The sequence below is a fragment of the Halobellus clavatus genome, assembly GCF_900107195.1.
Classification (GTDB): Archaea; Halobacteriota; Halobacteria; order Halobacteriales; family Haloferacaceae; genus Haloquadratum; species Haloquadratum clavatum.
Genome location: NZ_FNPB01000008.1, coordinates 88,684 through 103,264, shown reverse-complemented (window position 1 = coordinate 103,264; position 14,581 = coordinate 88,684). Strand labels below are relative to the sequence as shown.

Annotated in this window: 16 protein-coding genes; 7 read left to right on the top strand and 9 right to left on the bottom strand. The window is 66.7% G+C overall.

All coding sequences use genetic code 11. The annotated features are described in order from the left end of the window. The first annotated feature begins 1 nt into the window (after window position 1). Together BLU74_RS12310 and BLU74_RS12305 are read left to right on the top strand one after the other, a co-directional pair. A complete protein-coding gene (locus BLU74_RS12310; RefSeq protein WP_089767658.1) occupies window positions 2-886 on the top strand; it encodes a CheF family chemotaxis protein in 885 nt (294 codons plus the stop codon). A 73-nt stretch (window positions 887-959) separates the two neighbouring features. Beyond that, window positions 960-1,265, top strand: a complete 306-nt coding sequence (locus tag BLU74_RS12305; RefSeq protein WP_089767655.1) for a putative quinol monooxygenase — start codon at window positions 960-962, stop codon at window positions 1,263-1,265. Window positions 1,266-1,304: 39 nt separating this feature from the next. Here BLU74_RS12305 and BLU74_RS12300 read toward each other — a convergent pair whose 3' ends face one another. Then, window positions 1,305-1,673, bottom strand: coding sequence for a hypothetical protein (locus BLU74_RS12300; RefSeq protein ID WP_089767653.1), 369 nt, complete (start codon window positions 1,671-1,673; stop codon window positions 1,305-1,307). 165 nt (window positions 1,674-1,838) lie between these two features. Further along, window positions 1,839-3,638 (bottom strand): DNA mismatch repair protein, encoded by a 1,800-nt coding sequence (locus BLU74_RS12295; protein WP_089767651.1) that lies wholly within the window; start codon window positions 3,636-3,638, stop codon window positions 1,839-1,841. Window positions 3,639-3,888: 250 nt separating this feature from the next. Between BLU74_RS12295 and BLU74_RS12290 the strand changes: the two genes are divergently transcribed. Next, window positions 3,889-4,284, top strand: a complete 396-nt coding sequence (locus BLU74_RS12290; protein ID WP_089767648.1) for a hypothetical protein — start codon at window positions 3,889-3,891, stop codon at window positions 4,282-4,284. Window positions 4,285-4,379: 95 nt separating this feature from the next. On the opposite strand, the gene BLU74_RS18975 is transcribed toward BLU74_RS12290, so the two are convergent. Then, complete coding sequence (locus tag BLU74_RS18975; protein ID WP_175454635.1) at window positions 4,380-4,547, bottom strand: DUF7563 family protein; 168 nt, start codon at window positions 4,545-4,547, stop codon at window positions 4,380-4,382. A 155-nt stretch (window positions 4,548-4,702) separates the two neighbouring features. On the opposite strand from BLU74_RS18975, the gene BLU74_RS12285 reads away from it, so the two are divergent. Beyond that, window positions 4,703-6,586, top strand: coding sequence for a bacterio-opsin activator domain-containing protein (locus BLU74_RS12285; RefSeq protein ID WP_089767835.1), 1,884 nt, complete (start codon window positions 4,703-4,705; stop codon window positions 6,584-6,586). A gap of 9 nt (window positions 6,587-6,595) precedes the next feature. On the opposite strand, the gene BLU74_RS12280 is transcribed toward BLU74_RS12285, so the two are convergent. From BLU74_RS12280 to BLU74_RS12260, 5 genes are all read right to left on the bottom strand, one after another. Then, window positions 6,596-6,796: a DUF7835 family putative zinc beta-ribbon protein gene (locus BLU74_RS12280; RefSeq protein ID WP_089767646.1), complete on the bottom strand. Its 201-nt coding sequence runs from the start codon at window positions 6,794-6,796 to the stop codon at window positions 6,596-6,598. Between the two features lie 69 nt (window positions 6,797-6,865). Beyond that, window positions 6,866-8,017, bottom strand: a complete 1,152-nt coding sequence (locus BLU74_RS12275; RefSeq protein WP_089767643.1) for an acyl-CoA dehydrogenase family protein — start codon at window positions 8,015-8,017, stop codon at window positions 6,866-6,868. 71 nt (window positions 8,018-8,088) lie between these two features. Beyond that, complete coding sequence (locus BLU74_RS12270) at window positions 8,089-9,999, bottom strand: class I adenylate-forming enzyme family protein (RefSeq protein WP_089767641.1); 1,911 nt, start codon at window positions 9,997-9,999, stop codon at window positions 8,089-8,091. 51 nt (window positions 10,000-10,050) lie between these two features. Further along, window positions 10,051-10,452, bottom strand: a complete 402-nt coding sequence (mce, locus tag BLU74_RS12265; RefSeq protein WP_089767833.1) for a methylmalonyl-CoA epimerase — start codon at window positions 10,450-10,452, stop codon at window positions 10,051-10,053. Window positions 10,453-10,543: 91 nt separating this feature from the next. Continuing rightward, complete coding sequence (locus tag BLU74_RS12260) at window positions 10,544-12,220, bottom strand: acyl-CoA mutase large subunit family protein (RefSeq protein WP_089767639.1); 1,677 nt, start codon at window positions 12,218-12,220, stop codon at window positions 10,544-10,546. 105 nt (window positions 12,221-12,325) lie between these two features. Here BLU74_RS12260 and BLU74_RS12255 point away from each other — a divergent pair, with 105 nt between their 5' ends. From BLU74_RS12255 to BLU74_RS12245, 3 genes are all read left to right on the top strand, one after another. After that, complete coding sequence (locus BLU74_RS12255; RefSeq protein WP_089767637.1) at window positions 12,326-12,784, top strand: pyridoxamine 5'-phosphate oxidase family protein; 459 nt, start codon at window positions 12,326-12,328, stop codon at window positions 12,782-12,784. Window positions 12,785-12,870: 86 nt separating this feature from the next. Further along, window positions 12,871-13,263, top strand: coding sequence for a nascent polypeptide-associated complex protein (locus tag BLU74_RS12250; RefSeq protein WP_089767635.1), 393 nt, complete (start codon window positions 12,871-12,873; stop codon window positions 13,261-13,263). Beyond that, a complete protein-coding gene (locus tag BLU74_RS12245) occupies window positions 13,260-13,994 on the top strand; it encodes a tRNA (adenine-N1)-methyltransferase (protein ID WP_089767633.1) in 735 nt (244 codons plus the stop codon). The genes BLU74_RS12250 and BLU74_RS12245 overlap by 4 nt, the downstream gene beginning before the upstream one ends. Before the next feature lie 18 nt (window positions 13,995-14,012). On the opposite strand, the gene BLU74_RS12240 is transcribed toward BLU74_RS12245, so the two are convergent. Next, a complete protein-coding gene (locus BLU74_RS12240) occupies window positions 14,013-14,366 on the bottom strand; it encodes a 4a-hydroxytetrahydrobiopterin dehydratase (RefSeq protein WP_089767631.1) in 354 nt (117 codons plus the stop codon). Window positions 14,367-14,581: the final 215 nt, after the last annotated feature.

The following is a 14,581-nucleotide window of genomic DNA, read 5'->3' as shown; positions in this document are numbered from 1 at the left end:
CGTGCAACCCGGCGAAACGAAGATCGCTGACACACGAGGGGAGTTCCTGAGAGCCCTCCGTGACGGTCGCGAACGGAACGACGCCGGCTGGACCAACGGACGTATTCTCTTATCGAACAAGCGAATCGTTCTGGCGGGGACGGGCGGGAAACGCACGTTCCGGCTCGACGCCATCGACCGGGTCGGCGGACGGTTCGACGTGAACCAGCGCGTCGCTACCGTCTCGGACTACCTCGCGCTGCAGTTCGACGACGGCGAGAACGTGATCCTCATCGCACCCGCCGATTTCGAGGAGTTCGAGATGGACCTCTACGACGCCCTCCTCTCTTCGACGAAGTTCCTCGTCCGCCACCCGGCCGTCGAGGGCGGCGTGGTGCAGAACACCGAGTGGGAGGGTGCGCGGATGAAGGTCGAAGAGGAGTCCGTCAGCGTCGCGACCGTCTCTGGGACCTTCGTCGAGATCCGCCTCGACGACATCGGTGACATCGAGATGGGCCGACGGACTGTCCGCGAGGAACCCCGCGAGGTCATCGAAGTCGAACACTCCGACAGCGAGGGGACGAGCGTGCAGACGTACGTCTCCGGCCCCGAACGAGCCGTGAGTATCCTGAAGTCGCTCCTCCGAATCGGCGAGGAGCAGACCGAGACGTCGCTGGATCTCTCGATGCAGGACAAACAGGTGCTGATGGCGCTGTACTCCGGTGTGTCACCGTTCGACATCCCGCAGTTCCTCGGCATCGACGTCGATCAGGTCGAAGAGCTCTTCGTCCGACTGATCGATCACGACGTCCTCGACGAGGTGCGGATCCGTCACGAGGTGGAACTCAACGCCCGTGGCCGGTCGATCGCGGCGGACGCGATCGACGAACAGGGCGCGGAGATGTGACAGCGCGCCGCGACCGACACGGTCGGCCGACCCGTGGCTATATCCCGTCGGCCGGCGACGCAGAGAACGACCGATGATCGTCTTTCACGGCACCTTTCCGATCGATCCCGAGCGGATGGACGACGCGCTCGCGCACGCCGACCGACTGGTCGAAAAAACGAACGACGAGCCAGGCGTCATCGACTACCGCATAGCGAGAGACGTCGTCGACAACAACACGCTCCGCTTTTTCGAGCAGTACGAGGACGAAGCGGCCGTCGAGCACCACGCCCAGACGGCGCACGCTCAGGCGTTCGTCGAGGCGCTCTCGGACCTCCTCGCAGACGAACCGGAGCTGACACAGTTCACGGTCAGCGAAGCGAGCGAGCGAGAGCTCTGAAACCTCGTCTTCCCCGGGCTTCGGTCTGTGAGCGCCCGATCAGCCCGACGCGTGGGCTAAGATTTCCGTGCGGGCCTCAGAGGCGCAGTCGCGACCGCTTCGGCCGAAGTGCAGCGTGTTCTCGTTGACCGGATCGCTCAGCAGGCCGCCGGCGTCGACCGCAACCCCGGTCTGTTCGATCTGGAAATAGCCGATGGTGACGCCCTTCGAGAGGTCGACGCCCTCGATCTCGTCCGCCGGGATCGTCTTGTCGTCGAACCGCGAGCGCTCGACGCGCTCGATCTCGACGCGGTCGGCGTAGACGACGAGCGTCCCGTCCTGAAACGAACAGACGACTATCGCGTCGGGGTATTCGTCGGCGTCGTCGCTCGAATCGCCACCACCGCCACCCCAGGGGAAGTCGATCATCGCCGGAGTCTACCCAGAGCGCTCGCAAAAGCGTTCGGCCCGACCGGGAGTTGCCGAGTCGTTTGGGATACCCGCTCGGGCCGCATACTGATGACTCTCGTCTCTTACCGCCGGGCGCCGTCAACGGGGGTGACGCCCGGCGGTAAATAGTGAGCGTAGCCAGTATCAATCATTCGACCACTGTGCGTCCGAGAGCGTCCGCTGGACGGCCTCTTCGCCGACGGCGGCCGCCAGCGCCTCGAACCCACGGCGCTCCGCCCGATCGCGTGCGTTGGCCACGAGTCGGGAGACGATGAACTCCGGTGTCGACTTTCCGACGGTGCCGAACCGCGGCTGATAGTCGACTTCCAGAGCGAGGTCCTCGGTCAATCCTTCCGCGAAGATACCGTCGATGCGCGCCTCGGGCGGGAGCGGACTGAGGTCGTCTGCCAGGTGGGTGACGTAGACGCCGAGTGCCTCCTGGTCGACCGTCAGATCGACGAGTCCGTTCAGGAGATCGGCGGCCCGACCGGGTTCGGTGATCGCCTCGAACTCGTCGACGAGCATCAGGGTCCGCTCGCCCGTCGAGAGCGGCGGGACGATCGACTTCAGCGTCGATTCCAACACGCCGGCGTTGAAACTGGCGTGTCGACGGTGGAAGACGATCGTATCGAACCGGCCGACGGCCGCGTCGGACGCGGGGACCGGCAGTCCCATCGCCGCCAGCAGGGCGACCTGCGCGAGCGTCTCCAGGAGCGTCGTCTTCCCGCCGGAGTTCGCGCCGGTGAGAACCGCGACTCGGTCGCCGGTCGGTGGCGTTTGCGGACTCTCACGACGGGTCGAGGCGTCAGCCCGGGGCGCGGACGCGTCCCCGGCACTCGGGCCGTCCAGGTCGTGATCGCCGATGGCGTAGGTCACGGGTTGCACCTCGCCCGAGAGCGTGAGATTCCGCGCCCCGACGACCGCGAGGCCGTCGTCGACGAGTCGCGGGCGTGTGAGATCGTGCGCTGCTGCGAACCGCCCCAGCGAGAGGTCCAACGCGATGTCCGAAACCGCCGAGACCGCAGTCTCGACGCCCTCGCGTGCCGTCTCGATCGACTCTTCGAGCTGAGCGGCGACGGTCGCCTCCCGCTCGTCGACCTCATCGTCGAGTTCCGACCGAAGCGCGCGAAGCGAGGTGGCGGCGAAGTCGGCCTCGTCGTGGGCATCGCCGGCGACGGCGGCCTCGACGCGTCCCCGGCGCACGTCGGCCTCGCTGGCCACGTACTCGACGAAAGCGGCGCGGAACTCCTCGAAGTCGCGGACGCCGCGCTCTCTGATCGATTCCAGAACGTCGAGCGCGTTCGTCTCCAGTTCGGCGACGGCGTCGCGCCGCTGGCGCAGGCGGTCGAGTTCCTCGTCCGCGCCGGCGGCGACGCGGCCGTCCGCATCGATGGTGCCGAGCGCCTCGGCAGCTGCCTGCAGCGCGTCGTCGTCGAGGTCGTCGAGCGCGGCGAACGTCCCCCCGCGAAGCCCCGCGTCGCGGAGTTCCAGCGCCGTCTCGACGGCTGCGCGGTCGGTACCGTCCTCGCGATCGTACGCGTCGAAGGCCGACGTGATCGCTTCGCGGGCGGCCTCGTCGAGTCCCAGCCACGCGTCGCGCGCGTCGAGAACCCGGTCGAGTCGCGTCTCTCGTTCGTCGATGGTGGAAAGCGGCGTCATCACGCGGACGCGGTCGGCCGCGTGTCGGGTGAGCGCGTATTCGCTCGCGAGCGAGAGCAGGTCGTCGTAGACGTCGCGGGCGTCGCGCGTCCCGAGCGTCTCGATCCCGTCCGCGCCGTTGGCTCGTCGGAGAATGCGAACCGCGCGCCCCCGCGGGAGTCCGGCGTCCGCGAGCGCCCTGATGTCGGCGTCTTCGATGGCCGCGACCGCTGCCTCGACACCAATCGACTCGCGGAGTCGCTCGCTCGTCTTCGGGCCGACGCCCCAGTAGTCCTCCAGTCGCATATCCGCACCTCAGCCGGGACCGTCTTGTAGGTTTCCGGTCGGCGGTGGCGGCGACCGACAGCCGCGGTGTCTCCTCACGGCGGTGACCTGCACCGACGACGTCGGGCTGTGACGACGCCGACCGATGGCGTCGGACTACGATGATGCCGACCGACGGCGGTATCAGTCAGCGGGAGCGCCGCGGATCCTCAGTCCCACCCGCTGAGAACGGTCAGGTACCGTTAGGTCCATCGCGGTCGTCGGTTCAGGTATGATCCGATCACTCATCGGTCTCCTCGGGTGTCTCGCCGCTGCGGTGCCGGGCCGGCTACTCGACGTATTCGAGACCCTCGCCGTCGAGAACGCGGACGACCGAACGCGGCGGTCGTGGGCCGCGTCGGCGATACGAGCGGAGGGCGTCGTCGTGGCTGCCGCCAGCCGCACCGACGGACGAGCCTACGCCTGGATGCTGAATCTCACCGGGATATTCGGCGGTGTCGTCTTGATCGCTCCACGCCTCTACCGTCGGTTCGCCGCTGCGTTCCTCTACGAGGACGGCGGCGACGTCGTCTGGACCGACGCGCTCGATACCGGCGTCCGCGCGCTCGGAGCGGTGTACGTGCTCCTCGCGCTCGACGCGTTCAGGGAACGCCGACGGGGGGAGTGACGGCGTCCGTCTGCCGGCCGCGCGACCCGACCGCAACACGGGACGCGCGGACCGGCGGGGAAACGGGGTGGGAGAGAACTGTGTGACCCTCGGCGTCAGGGAGACGACGAGACGCGGCGGGCACGGGCGTCGCGGACCTCGGCACCCTCGCGGATCGCGTCCTCGCAGTGCGGGCAGACGCGGGCGTCCTTCAGCCCCTCGGGGGCGAACACGCGGACGTAGTCCCGCGATACGAAGGAGCCGCAGTTCTGGCATTCAGGCATCGGGGCCCACCTCGGTGACAGTTCGGTCGTGCATATCCACTTAGGTGGAGGGAACGGGAGTACCTAACACGGAACCCTATGTCGTTAGGGACCGTTCGCTGATTCGACCGAGGGGCAGTTATTTACCCGTGGACTCGCTTCTTCCGGGAGATACGATGCCGTCCGAGCGTCCCGCAGCCGACGATATCGAGAGCGCGAGCGGGGCCGCCGACGAACGCGCGGCCGCTCCCGCGGCGCAGACGGGGCGGGCCGAAGAGGAGGACGACGAACCGGTCGTGCTCGTCGTCGACGACGACAGGGACCTCGCAGACACCTGCGAGTACTGGCTCCGGGACGATTTCGCCGTCCGCGTCGCGTACGGCGGACGGGAGGGGCTCGACCGGATGGACGACGCCGTGGACGTGGTCCTCTTAGACCGTCGGATGCCGGATCTCTCGGGCGACGAGGTCCTCGCGGCGATCGACGAGCAGGGGTACGACTGCCGGATCGCGATGATGACTGCGGTCGAGCCCGACACCGACATCGTCGAGATGCCGTTCGACGAGTACCTCGTCAAGCCGGTCAACGAGACGGACCTCCGGGAGACCGTCGAGGAACTCCTCGTCCGCGCCGAGTTCGACGCGCGGGTGCGCGAGTACTTCGCTCTCGAATCCACCGAGGCCGTCCTCGAATCCCGCGACGCCCACGACCTCGGCGACCCGGGCGCGCTCGACGATCTGACGGCCCGAGTCCAAGAGCTCAGGGCCGAACAGGAGTCGGCGATCCGCGAGCGGGAACGCCAACTCGAACGGGCCCGCCGGATCAACGGCTTCCTCCGACAGATCGATCAGGCGCTGGTGGATGCGACCACCCGCGACGACATCGCACAGACGGTCTGTGACTCCTTCGAGGCGTCACCGTACGACGGTGCCTGGATCGCTCGATACGACGAGACGATCGACGCCATCGAGCGTCAGGCGGCTGCTGCGTCGATCGGCGACCCACTCGCGAGCGAGGACGGGCCGAGCGGAGACGCGAGCGGGCAGTCGGCCGCGGCACGGGAGCCCACCGCCGTCGTCCGCGAGGCAATCGAGTCGCGGTCGGTTGTCACCGCGCCGGTGTCGAAAGCGCACGTCGAACGCGCACTGACGACCCCTCCGTCGGTCGACGGAGGTCACAGCGTGATCGCCGTCCCGATCGTCTATCGGGAGACGATCTACGGGGCGCTCGTGATCTACGTTCGCGGGGACATTTCCGCCGAGGAGCGATCGATGCTCGCCGAGATCGGCGAAACCGTGGGCAACGGCATCAACGCCGCGGAGTCGAAACAGTTGCTCTACGCCGATACGGCGGTCGAACTGGTGTTCGGCCACACCGACACTCGGGACCTCGTGATCGATCTCTCACTGGAGTTCGAGACGACTGTTCGCGTCGAGGGGATCACACCAACGCACGAGGGCGTGGTTTCGGCGTACATCGCCGTCGAGGACGGAGACCCAGCGGCGGTCGTCGGAGCGGTCGCGCCGCTCGATGCGGTGATCGACGCGCGGACGGTCTCTGAGGAAGCCGACGAGGCGCTGTTCGAGTTTCGGATGACTGGCGCGTCGGTCTTCGTGACGGTGGCGGCGCTGGGAGCGACGCTGGAATCCTTCAGTGCGACGCGGGGTGACGGCGAGTTCGTCGTCAGTGTCCCGCCCCAGGCGGACCTCAGGGCCCTCCGGGACGCGATCGAGTCTGAGTTCCCGGAGACGTCGGTGCTGGCGAAGCGCGAGGTGGAGTCGGCGGTGCAGTCGCCGTCGTCGTTCCGACGGCAACTGGAGGAGAAACTGACCGATCGCCAGCGCGACGTGATGCAGACGGCGCTGGCCTCGGGGTACTTCGAGTGGCCGCGGGGGAGCACCGCAGAAGAAGTCGCAGACTCGCTGGGAATCGCCGCGCCGACGTTCCACGAACACCTCCGCGCCGGCGAGCGGAAGCTTATCGAGTCGTTCTTCGCAGAGACCGAAGCGGACAGGCGGGCAGGCGAACGGCGCGCGGGCAACGCGGCCGACGACGACTGACGCCGCCGCTCAGGCGTCGTTCATCCGCTGGCTTCGCTCGTCGCCGCAGGTGTGACACTTGGTCACGCGGTAGGGCTCGCGGGAGAACGCTCGGTTGGTCTCCTTTTTGCTCTCGGTCTTGAGTTCGATCGAGACCTCGTGGGGGGTCCGGGTGTCGCAGGTCTCACAGTACTCGGTCAGTTCGGTGACAGTGGGCTGGCTCTTGGACATCGTTGTTCGGTACTACAAACGAGGACTGCCACAACATTGACACCGGACCCTACAATGTTAGGGTGTCGATCAGATGTCGCCCTGTCGGTAGATGAGATTGCGTTGAATCTCGTTCGCACCCTCGTAGATCACCGGAATACGGGCGTCGCGGTACACACGCGAGATGGGGTACTCTTCGAGCACCGAGCGTCCGCCGTGGAGTTGCATCCCGCGCTCGGAGCAATCGACCGCAGTCTCCGTGGATTTGGTCTTCGTCGCGGCGGCCCAGAATCCGGCGTCCTCGCCCTGTTTGACCTTCCGGGCGGCGCGCCAGTTCAGCGCTCGTGCCGCCTCGAACTCCATTCGCATATCCGCGAGGATGTGCTGCGTCGATTGGAATTCTGCGATGTCCCGACCGAACGCCTCCCGGTCGTGGACGAACTTCCAGGTCTCCTCGATGGCGTGAGCCGCGAGACCGATCCCGTGGCCGCCGACGACCACCCGACCGTGGTTGAAGAAGTCCGCGAGCACGTAGAATCCGCCGCCCTCGGTGCCGACGAGGTTCTCCTCGGGGATCTCGCAATCGTCGAAGATGATGTGTCCCTGCTTGGACGCGCGCATCCCGATCTTCTCGGGGATGTGCTGGGCCTCGTAGCCGGCGGTATCCGTCTCGACGATGAACATCGAGTAGTTGCCGTAGCGGTCGTCGCCGTCGCCGGTCTTCGCGTAGACGGTGAGCCAGTCGGCTTCCACTGCGTTCCCCACCCAGTACTTCTCACCGTTCAGGACCCAGCCGTCGTCAGTCCGCTCGGCGGTGGTGGTCATCCCGGCCATATCCGACCCCGTCTGGGGTTCCGACACCGCGAGTCCGGAGAGTTGGTCGGTGGCCGCGACCGGGCGGAGATACTCGTCTTTCTGTGCTTCGGTTCCGTAGGTCTCGATGATCTCACACCCGAAGGAGGCGAGCATCAGCGTGAGCGCGATCCCCGCGTCAGCGGCGTAGAACTCCTCGTTGATCGCGAGTACCTGTTCGAGGTCGAGCCCCCGACCGCCGTACTCTTCGCTGATGTCCTGAGCGACGAGTCCCGCGTCCATTCCCGCCTCCAGAACGTCCCACGGGTACTCCCCCGATCGGAAGTACTCCTCAGCGTTCGGTCGGATGTGTTCGTCGGCGAACTCTCGGGCCTCCCGCTTCACCTCGTGGGCGTGCGCAGGGACGACCGATTCGTCGAGCAGATCCATAGCCACGGATGGGGGCGCGAAACTAAATAACCCCCAGAACTGGAGAAAACTTCAACTGGGTTGTTCGTTTATCACCGCGTTTCGCCGTCCTCACCGTCGTCAGACTCCGACGCTGGTTCCTCGTGCGTTCCGTCGTGGTCAGCGGTCGATTCGGGTCCCGCAGGCGATGCAGACTCGGGGGGCGACTTGGAGCCACCGTCCGAGTCGGAGTCACTGCCAGACTCGGAGCCACTGCCCGACTCGGAGTCACTGCCCGACTCGGATCCACTGCCAGACTCGGAGCCACTGCCCGACTCGGAGTCACTGCCCGACTCGGAGTCACTGCCCGACTCGGACCCGCCAGCCGATGCCGATTCGCCAGGGGTCTCGGGATTGGCGACCGAATCGGCCCCGACATCGGCGACCGTCGCCCCGTCGTCGCCTGCCGGGGGCTGGCCCGCGTCGGCACCAGAGAACTGCGCCCGCACGGCTTCTCGATCGATCGTGCCCGAGACCGTCCGGGGGAGCGACTCCGCGATCGCGATCGTCTTCGGGAGTTTGAATCCCGCCAGTCGCTCGCGGGCGAACGCGAGCACGTCGTCTCGATCCAGGGGATCACTGGGGTCGTCCGCGTGGGCGTCGACGTCGCTCCGGTGGGCGCGCTCCGGGACCACGAGCGCGGAGACGCGCTCGCCCCACTCGGCGTCGGGGACGCCGACGACTGCCGCGTCGTAGACTGTCGGGTGGGCCCGGAGGACGTCGGCGACTTCGCCGGGATCGACGTTTTTCCCGCCGGTGAGGATCCGATCGTCGAGGCGGTTCAACACCGTGAGAACGCCGTCCGCCGCCCGAACGCCGACGTCGCCGGTGTGAAAGCCGTGCTGGCCGAACGCGTCGGCCGTCGCGTCGGCGTCGCCGTAGTACCCCGGAGTGACGGTCGGCGCCTCGACGACGATCTCACCGGATTCGCCCGCCGGCAGCGGGGCCCCCGCCTCGTCGACGATGGTCACATCGGTGAAAAACAGGGGCCGGCCCACCGACTGGGGCGCCTCGAACGCCTCGGCTGGGCTGGCAGTGGCGATCTGCGACGCCGTTTCGGTCATCCCGTAGGTCGGGTACACCGGGACCGAGTAGTCTCGACAGCGTTCGATCAGGTCGGTGGAGGCGGGTGCGCCGCCGAGCAGCACGACCCGGAGCGAGTCCGGGAGCGTGCCGCGACGGGCGAGCATCCGTCGAAGCATCGTCGGCACCAGTGAAGTCGCGGTGGCGTCGTAACGGTCGATGTCGTCAACAGTCGCGCCGGCATCGAACGACTGCCGGAGGACGACCGTCGTGCCGTACAGCGGGAGCCGCAAGATCGGCGCGATGCCGCCCATATGGTGCAGCGAGAGCGTCACCAGCCACCGGTCGTCGGGATCGATCCCCAGCCGGAACGCGGACGCGACCGCGCTCGCGAGGAGGTTCTGCATCGTCAACTGGACGGCCTTCGGATCCCCCGTCGTCCCCGAGGTGAACAGCACGAGAGTCGTGTCGTGGAGCGCCCAGTCCGCCGGCGACACCGTCTCGGGCTCCATCTGCGAGAGCGCTTCGGCCCCCGACGTTCGCGGATCGTCGACGCTCAACACCGAAATGCGCTCTGTGGTCTCGCGGCCCTCGGTGGCGTCGACGACGGCCGGTTCGGTCTCCGCGCCGCAGACGACAGTAGTCACGTCGGCCGTCTCGAACTGTCCGGCCAGCTCGCGCGAGGTGAGTTCGTCCCCTATCGGGACGAGCCGGGCACCGAGGCGCATCGCGGCGTGGATCAGACAGACGTACTCGAGACGAGTGTCGAGAACGGCACCGAGATGTGTGCCCGCCCCGACCCCCGCCGCGGCGAGGCGGCCGGCGAGGTCCTCGACGAGCGTATCGAGGTCTTCGAAAGTGAACACGTCGCCGCTGCGAGCGACGACGAGCGCCTCGCCGGACGGCTCGATCCGGGCGCGGTGAGAGAGCCAATCGCGCATACTACCACCACTGGGTAGGCGACGGTCTAAACTGTACTGACCGGGGGGCCGTCACTCGGACGCGGCCGACGCGCCGTCGACGTACTCGACGAGCACGCCACCGGTCGAGTTCGGGTGTAAGAACGCCACGTCGTGGCCCCAGGCGCCGGGACGGGGCTCCTCGTCGACGAGTTCGACACCGGCGTCGCGGGCGCGGTTCAGGGCAGCGTCGAGGTCCGCAGTCCGCAGTGCGACGTGGTGGATACCCGGTCCGTTCCGCGAGAGGAACTGCGAAATCGTCCCCGTTTCGTGCGGTTCGAGAATCTCGAAGTAGCCCCTCCCGAGATCCAAGAACCGGACGGTCATCCCCCCGAAGCGCTCCTCGTGGACGAGCGACGCGTCGAAGAGCGTCTCGAACGTCTCGGCGAGGTCCGCTCCCGACTCGGTCGCGACGCCAAGGTGGTCGAAAGACACCGACATACCGGATTCCTCGCGCGAGAGGCGAATAAAGCGTCGGGGTCGGTGCGACGAGTACGGACGTCGCTACAGCCGCTACAGCGGGCGATCACACCGCGGGGCGATACTCGCCGAACTCCTCGCGAAGGACGTCCGAGATCTCCCCGACCGTCGCGTACGCCTTCACCGCCTCGACGATCGGCGGGAGGAGGTTCTCCTCGCCTGCAGCGGCCGCCCGGATGTCTGACAGCGCCGCCTCGACAGCCTCGTCGTCGCGCTCGTCTTTCACCGCTCGAAGGCGCTCTTGCTGCCGCCGTTCGTCCTCGGGATCGACCGCTTCGATGTCCGCCTCGGGTTCCTCGTCGACCTGGTACTTGTTGACGCCGACGACGACCCGTTCGCCGGCTTCGATCTCGCGCTGGCGCTCGAACGCGACGTCCTGGATCTGGCGTTTGACCCACCCGGATTCGACGGCCGGCCGCATCCCGCCGCGGTCGTCGATCTCCTCGAGCAGGTCTCGGGCTTCGGCCTCGATCTCGTCGGTGAGCGACTCGACGGCGTAACTCCCGCCGAGCGGGTCGATGGTATCTGCGACCCCCGACTCGTGCGCGAGGATCTGCTGCGTCCGCAGCGCGGTCCGAACCGACTCTTCGGTCGGCAGTGAGAGGGCCTCGTCTTTCCCGTTGGTGTGGAGGCTCTGGGCCCCGCCGAGGACGGCCGCCATCGCCTGGTAAGCCACGCGGACCACGTTGTTTTCGACCTGCTGGGCCGTCAGCGTCGAGCCCCCGGTCTGGGCGTGGAACTTCAGTTGCTTCGACTTTGGGTTGTCGGCGCCGAACCGCTCGTCCATAATCCCGGCCCACAGTCGCCTCGCGGCCCGGAACTTCGCGACTTCCTCGAGGACGTTGTTGTGTGCGTTGAAGAAGAACGACAGTTGCGGCGCGAAGTCGTCGACCGCGAGACCGGCGTCGAGCGCCGCCTCAACGTAGGCAATCCCGTCAGCGAGGGTAAACGCGATCTCCTGGGCCGCTGTCGATCCCGCCTCGCGGATGTGATATCCCGAAATCGAGATGGTGTTGAAGTTCGGCACTTCCTCGGCGCAGAACTCGAAGATGTCCGTGATGAGCCGCATCGAGGGCTCCGGCGGGTAGATGTAGAGGTTCCGTGCGATGTACTCCTTGAGGATGTCGTTCTGTATAGTGCCACGCAGTTTATCACGGTCGACGCCCTGCTGATCGCCGATAGCGACGTACATCGCGAGCAGCACCGCTGCGGGCGCGTTGATCGTCATCGACGTCGAGACCTCATCGAGCGGAATCCCATCGAAGACGACTTCCATATCCCGGAGGCTGTCGATGGCGACGCCCGCCTTCCCGACCTCGCCGGCGGCCATCCCCGCGTCGGAGTCATAGCCCTTCTGCGTCGGGAGGTCGAACGCCATCGAGAGCCCCGAGGAGCCCTGGTCGATCAGATACCGAAACCGCTCGTTCGTCTCACGTGCGGTCCCCATCCCGGCGTATTGCCGCATCGTCCAGAGTCGGCCGCGGTGCATCGTCGGATAGACCCCCCGCGTGTACGGTTCCGCACCCGGGAGTCCGAGATCCGCGTCGTAGTCGAGGTCTGCGACGTCGTCGGGAGTGTAGACCCGATCCAGTTCCGGGCCGCTCGTGTCCGTCGTGAACGTCTCCTTTCGCTCCCCGAAGCGTTCGATCGTGGGTTCGAGCGTCTCCTCCTCCCACTCGCGCTTGGCCGCGCGGATCTTCGCGAGGTCGTCGGGGTCGAACATACCCGAACGAGCGCGCCGGCGACCTTGAAACTGTGTGACGCGCGTGTCGTCGTGACGCCGCCCGAAGGAACAAAGGCCATAACGGAGGCCGACGAAGCGCCGGTTATGTCTGATGATGTCGATCCGGGTCGGGTTCGCGGCGGGCAAATGACCGACGCGGAGATCGACGCATATCTCTCAGAACAGGGTACCGGCATTCTCTCACTGGCCGACGACAGTGAAGCCTACGCAGTGCCGATCTCGTTCGGGTATGAATCCGGACGGGCGGTGTTCGCCTTCTGGCGATTCCGGTCCGACAGCCAGAAGATCGCGTTCAGTGAGGCGACCGAGCGCGCTTGCCTGGCGGTGTACGACATCGAATCGCAGGCTGACTGGCGAAGCGTGCTCGCGTTCGGGCCGCTGAGGGAACTCTCGACAAAGGAGTGGTCCGATATCGGCGCGTTGATCGACGAGAACGCGTGGTCGCCGGACCTCTCGAATGTGGGCCCACGGCAACTTTCGATCGTCGGGTACGAGATGGAGATCGAGGAGGCGACCGGCCTGCAGCGCTCGCCCGAGGAGTGACCGCTGGCCCGGCGCGTCGAACGAAATGCCCGCACAGGCCGGGTTCGCCACGCTTTTGCTACCGGCCGCCCTCGCATCGGACAACTATGTTTGGCGGAGGCGGAATGAACCCCCGGAAGATGAAGCAAATGATGGAACAGATGGGCATCGACGTCACCGAACTCGATGCCGAGGAGGTCGTCATCAAGACGGCCGACGAGGAACTCGTCTTCTCCGACGCGCAGGTCACCCGGATGGACGCCCAGGGGCAGGAGACGTACCAGGTCGTCGGCGAGCCCGAGACCCGCGAGCGCGGCGCCGGCGGATCCGACGGTGCCGACGCCGAAGCCATCGACGACGGGGCGGACGGGGAGGAGGGCATCCCGACCGAGGACGTCGAACTCGTCGCCCAGCGAGCGGGCGTGAACACTGATGCGGCCCGAGAGGCTCTCGAAGCACACGACGGCGACCTCGCGGCCGCCATCGCCCACCTCGAGTGAGCTACCTCCTCGTCCACGAGAATCGCGAGTACCTCCGCGCGCCGGGCGACGAACTCCAGACCGATCTCGGGGTGCTGGACGTGCCCGAAGACGTCGAACCCGGAGACGTCCTTGAGACGCATCTCGGGGAACCGTTCGTCGTCCGTCGGCTGCGCGGGCCGGACCTGTTCAACCACTTCGAGCGCACCGGCGCGCCGATGATGCCGCGCGACGTCGGCCTCGTGGTGGGCTACACCGGCATCGCGGCCGACGACCGTGTTCTCGACGCCGGGACCGGGACAGGTGTCCTCGCGGCGTATCTCGGTCGGATGCGGGCCCGCGTGACCTCCTACGAGATCGACCCCGAATTCGCCGAGGTCGCTCGCGAGAATATGCGCCTGGCCGGCGTCGACGACCGCGTCGACGTGCGGACGGGCGACCTCACCGAGCGCCTCGACGACCTCCCCAGCGGTGGAGCGTTCGACGCGATCACGCTCGATACGGGTGACGCACCCGAGGTCGTCCGCCACGCACCGGATCTCCTGTCGGATGGCGGCCACGTCGCCGTCTACTCGCCGTTCGTCGAGCACAGCCGCGAGGCCGTCGAGGCCGCCCGCGAGGCGGGGCTGGTCGACATCGAGACCTACGAGACGATCCAGCGCGAGATGGACTTCGGCGAGCGCGGGTCCCGACCCTCGACGGCCGGCGTCGGTCACACCGGCTATCTGACGTTCGCGCGAAGCGGGCGATAGCGCTGTAATCGGCGCAGGTCACTCCGGAGCGTACGCTTCGTGAATTCGATCCATACGCGCCGCCATTACGAAGTCGGTCTTGTGTAGTCCGTCGATTTTGTGGGTCCACATCTCGACTCGAACCTCGCCCCACTCGAGTTGGATATCCGGATGGTGCCACTCTCGTTCCGCGAGTTCCCCGATCTCGTAGGTGAACTCCAGTGCATCGCGGAAATCCTCGAACGGGTACACGCCTTCGAGATGGTGATCGTCAACGACGTCCCAGACGTCGTCGTCGATTTCGGTCAGGTACTCGGCGTACGCCGTCTCGGTGAGCGGTTCGTCCTCTGACGTACAGGCCTCACATTCCTCATCAGCAAGTGATGATGCCATAGCGATATCTTCAGTCGGCTCGACACTTGTGTGTTTGTCTAAAATAGCAGCCACTGTCGACACGGCCGGAAAGCCGACCCGACCGACCACACTTATACACCGAGAGAATCGCGCTCGCGTCCGATACCACGCGAACGCTGTCGGCATCCCACGCGAATCGATAGGAATACAGAGGCGCTAGTCCCCTCACTGTCGCCCGACCGTTTTGGGACAGA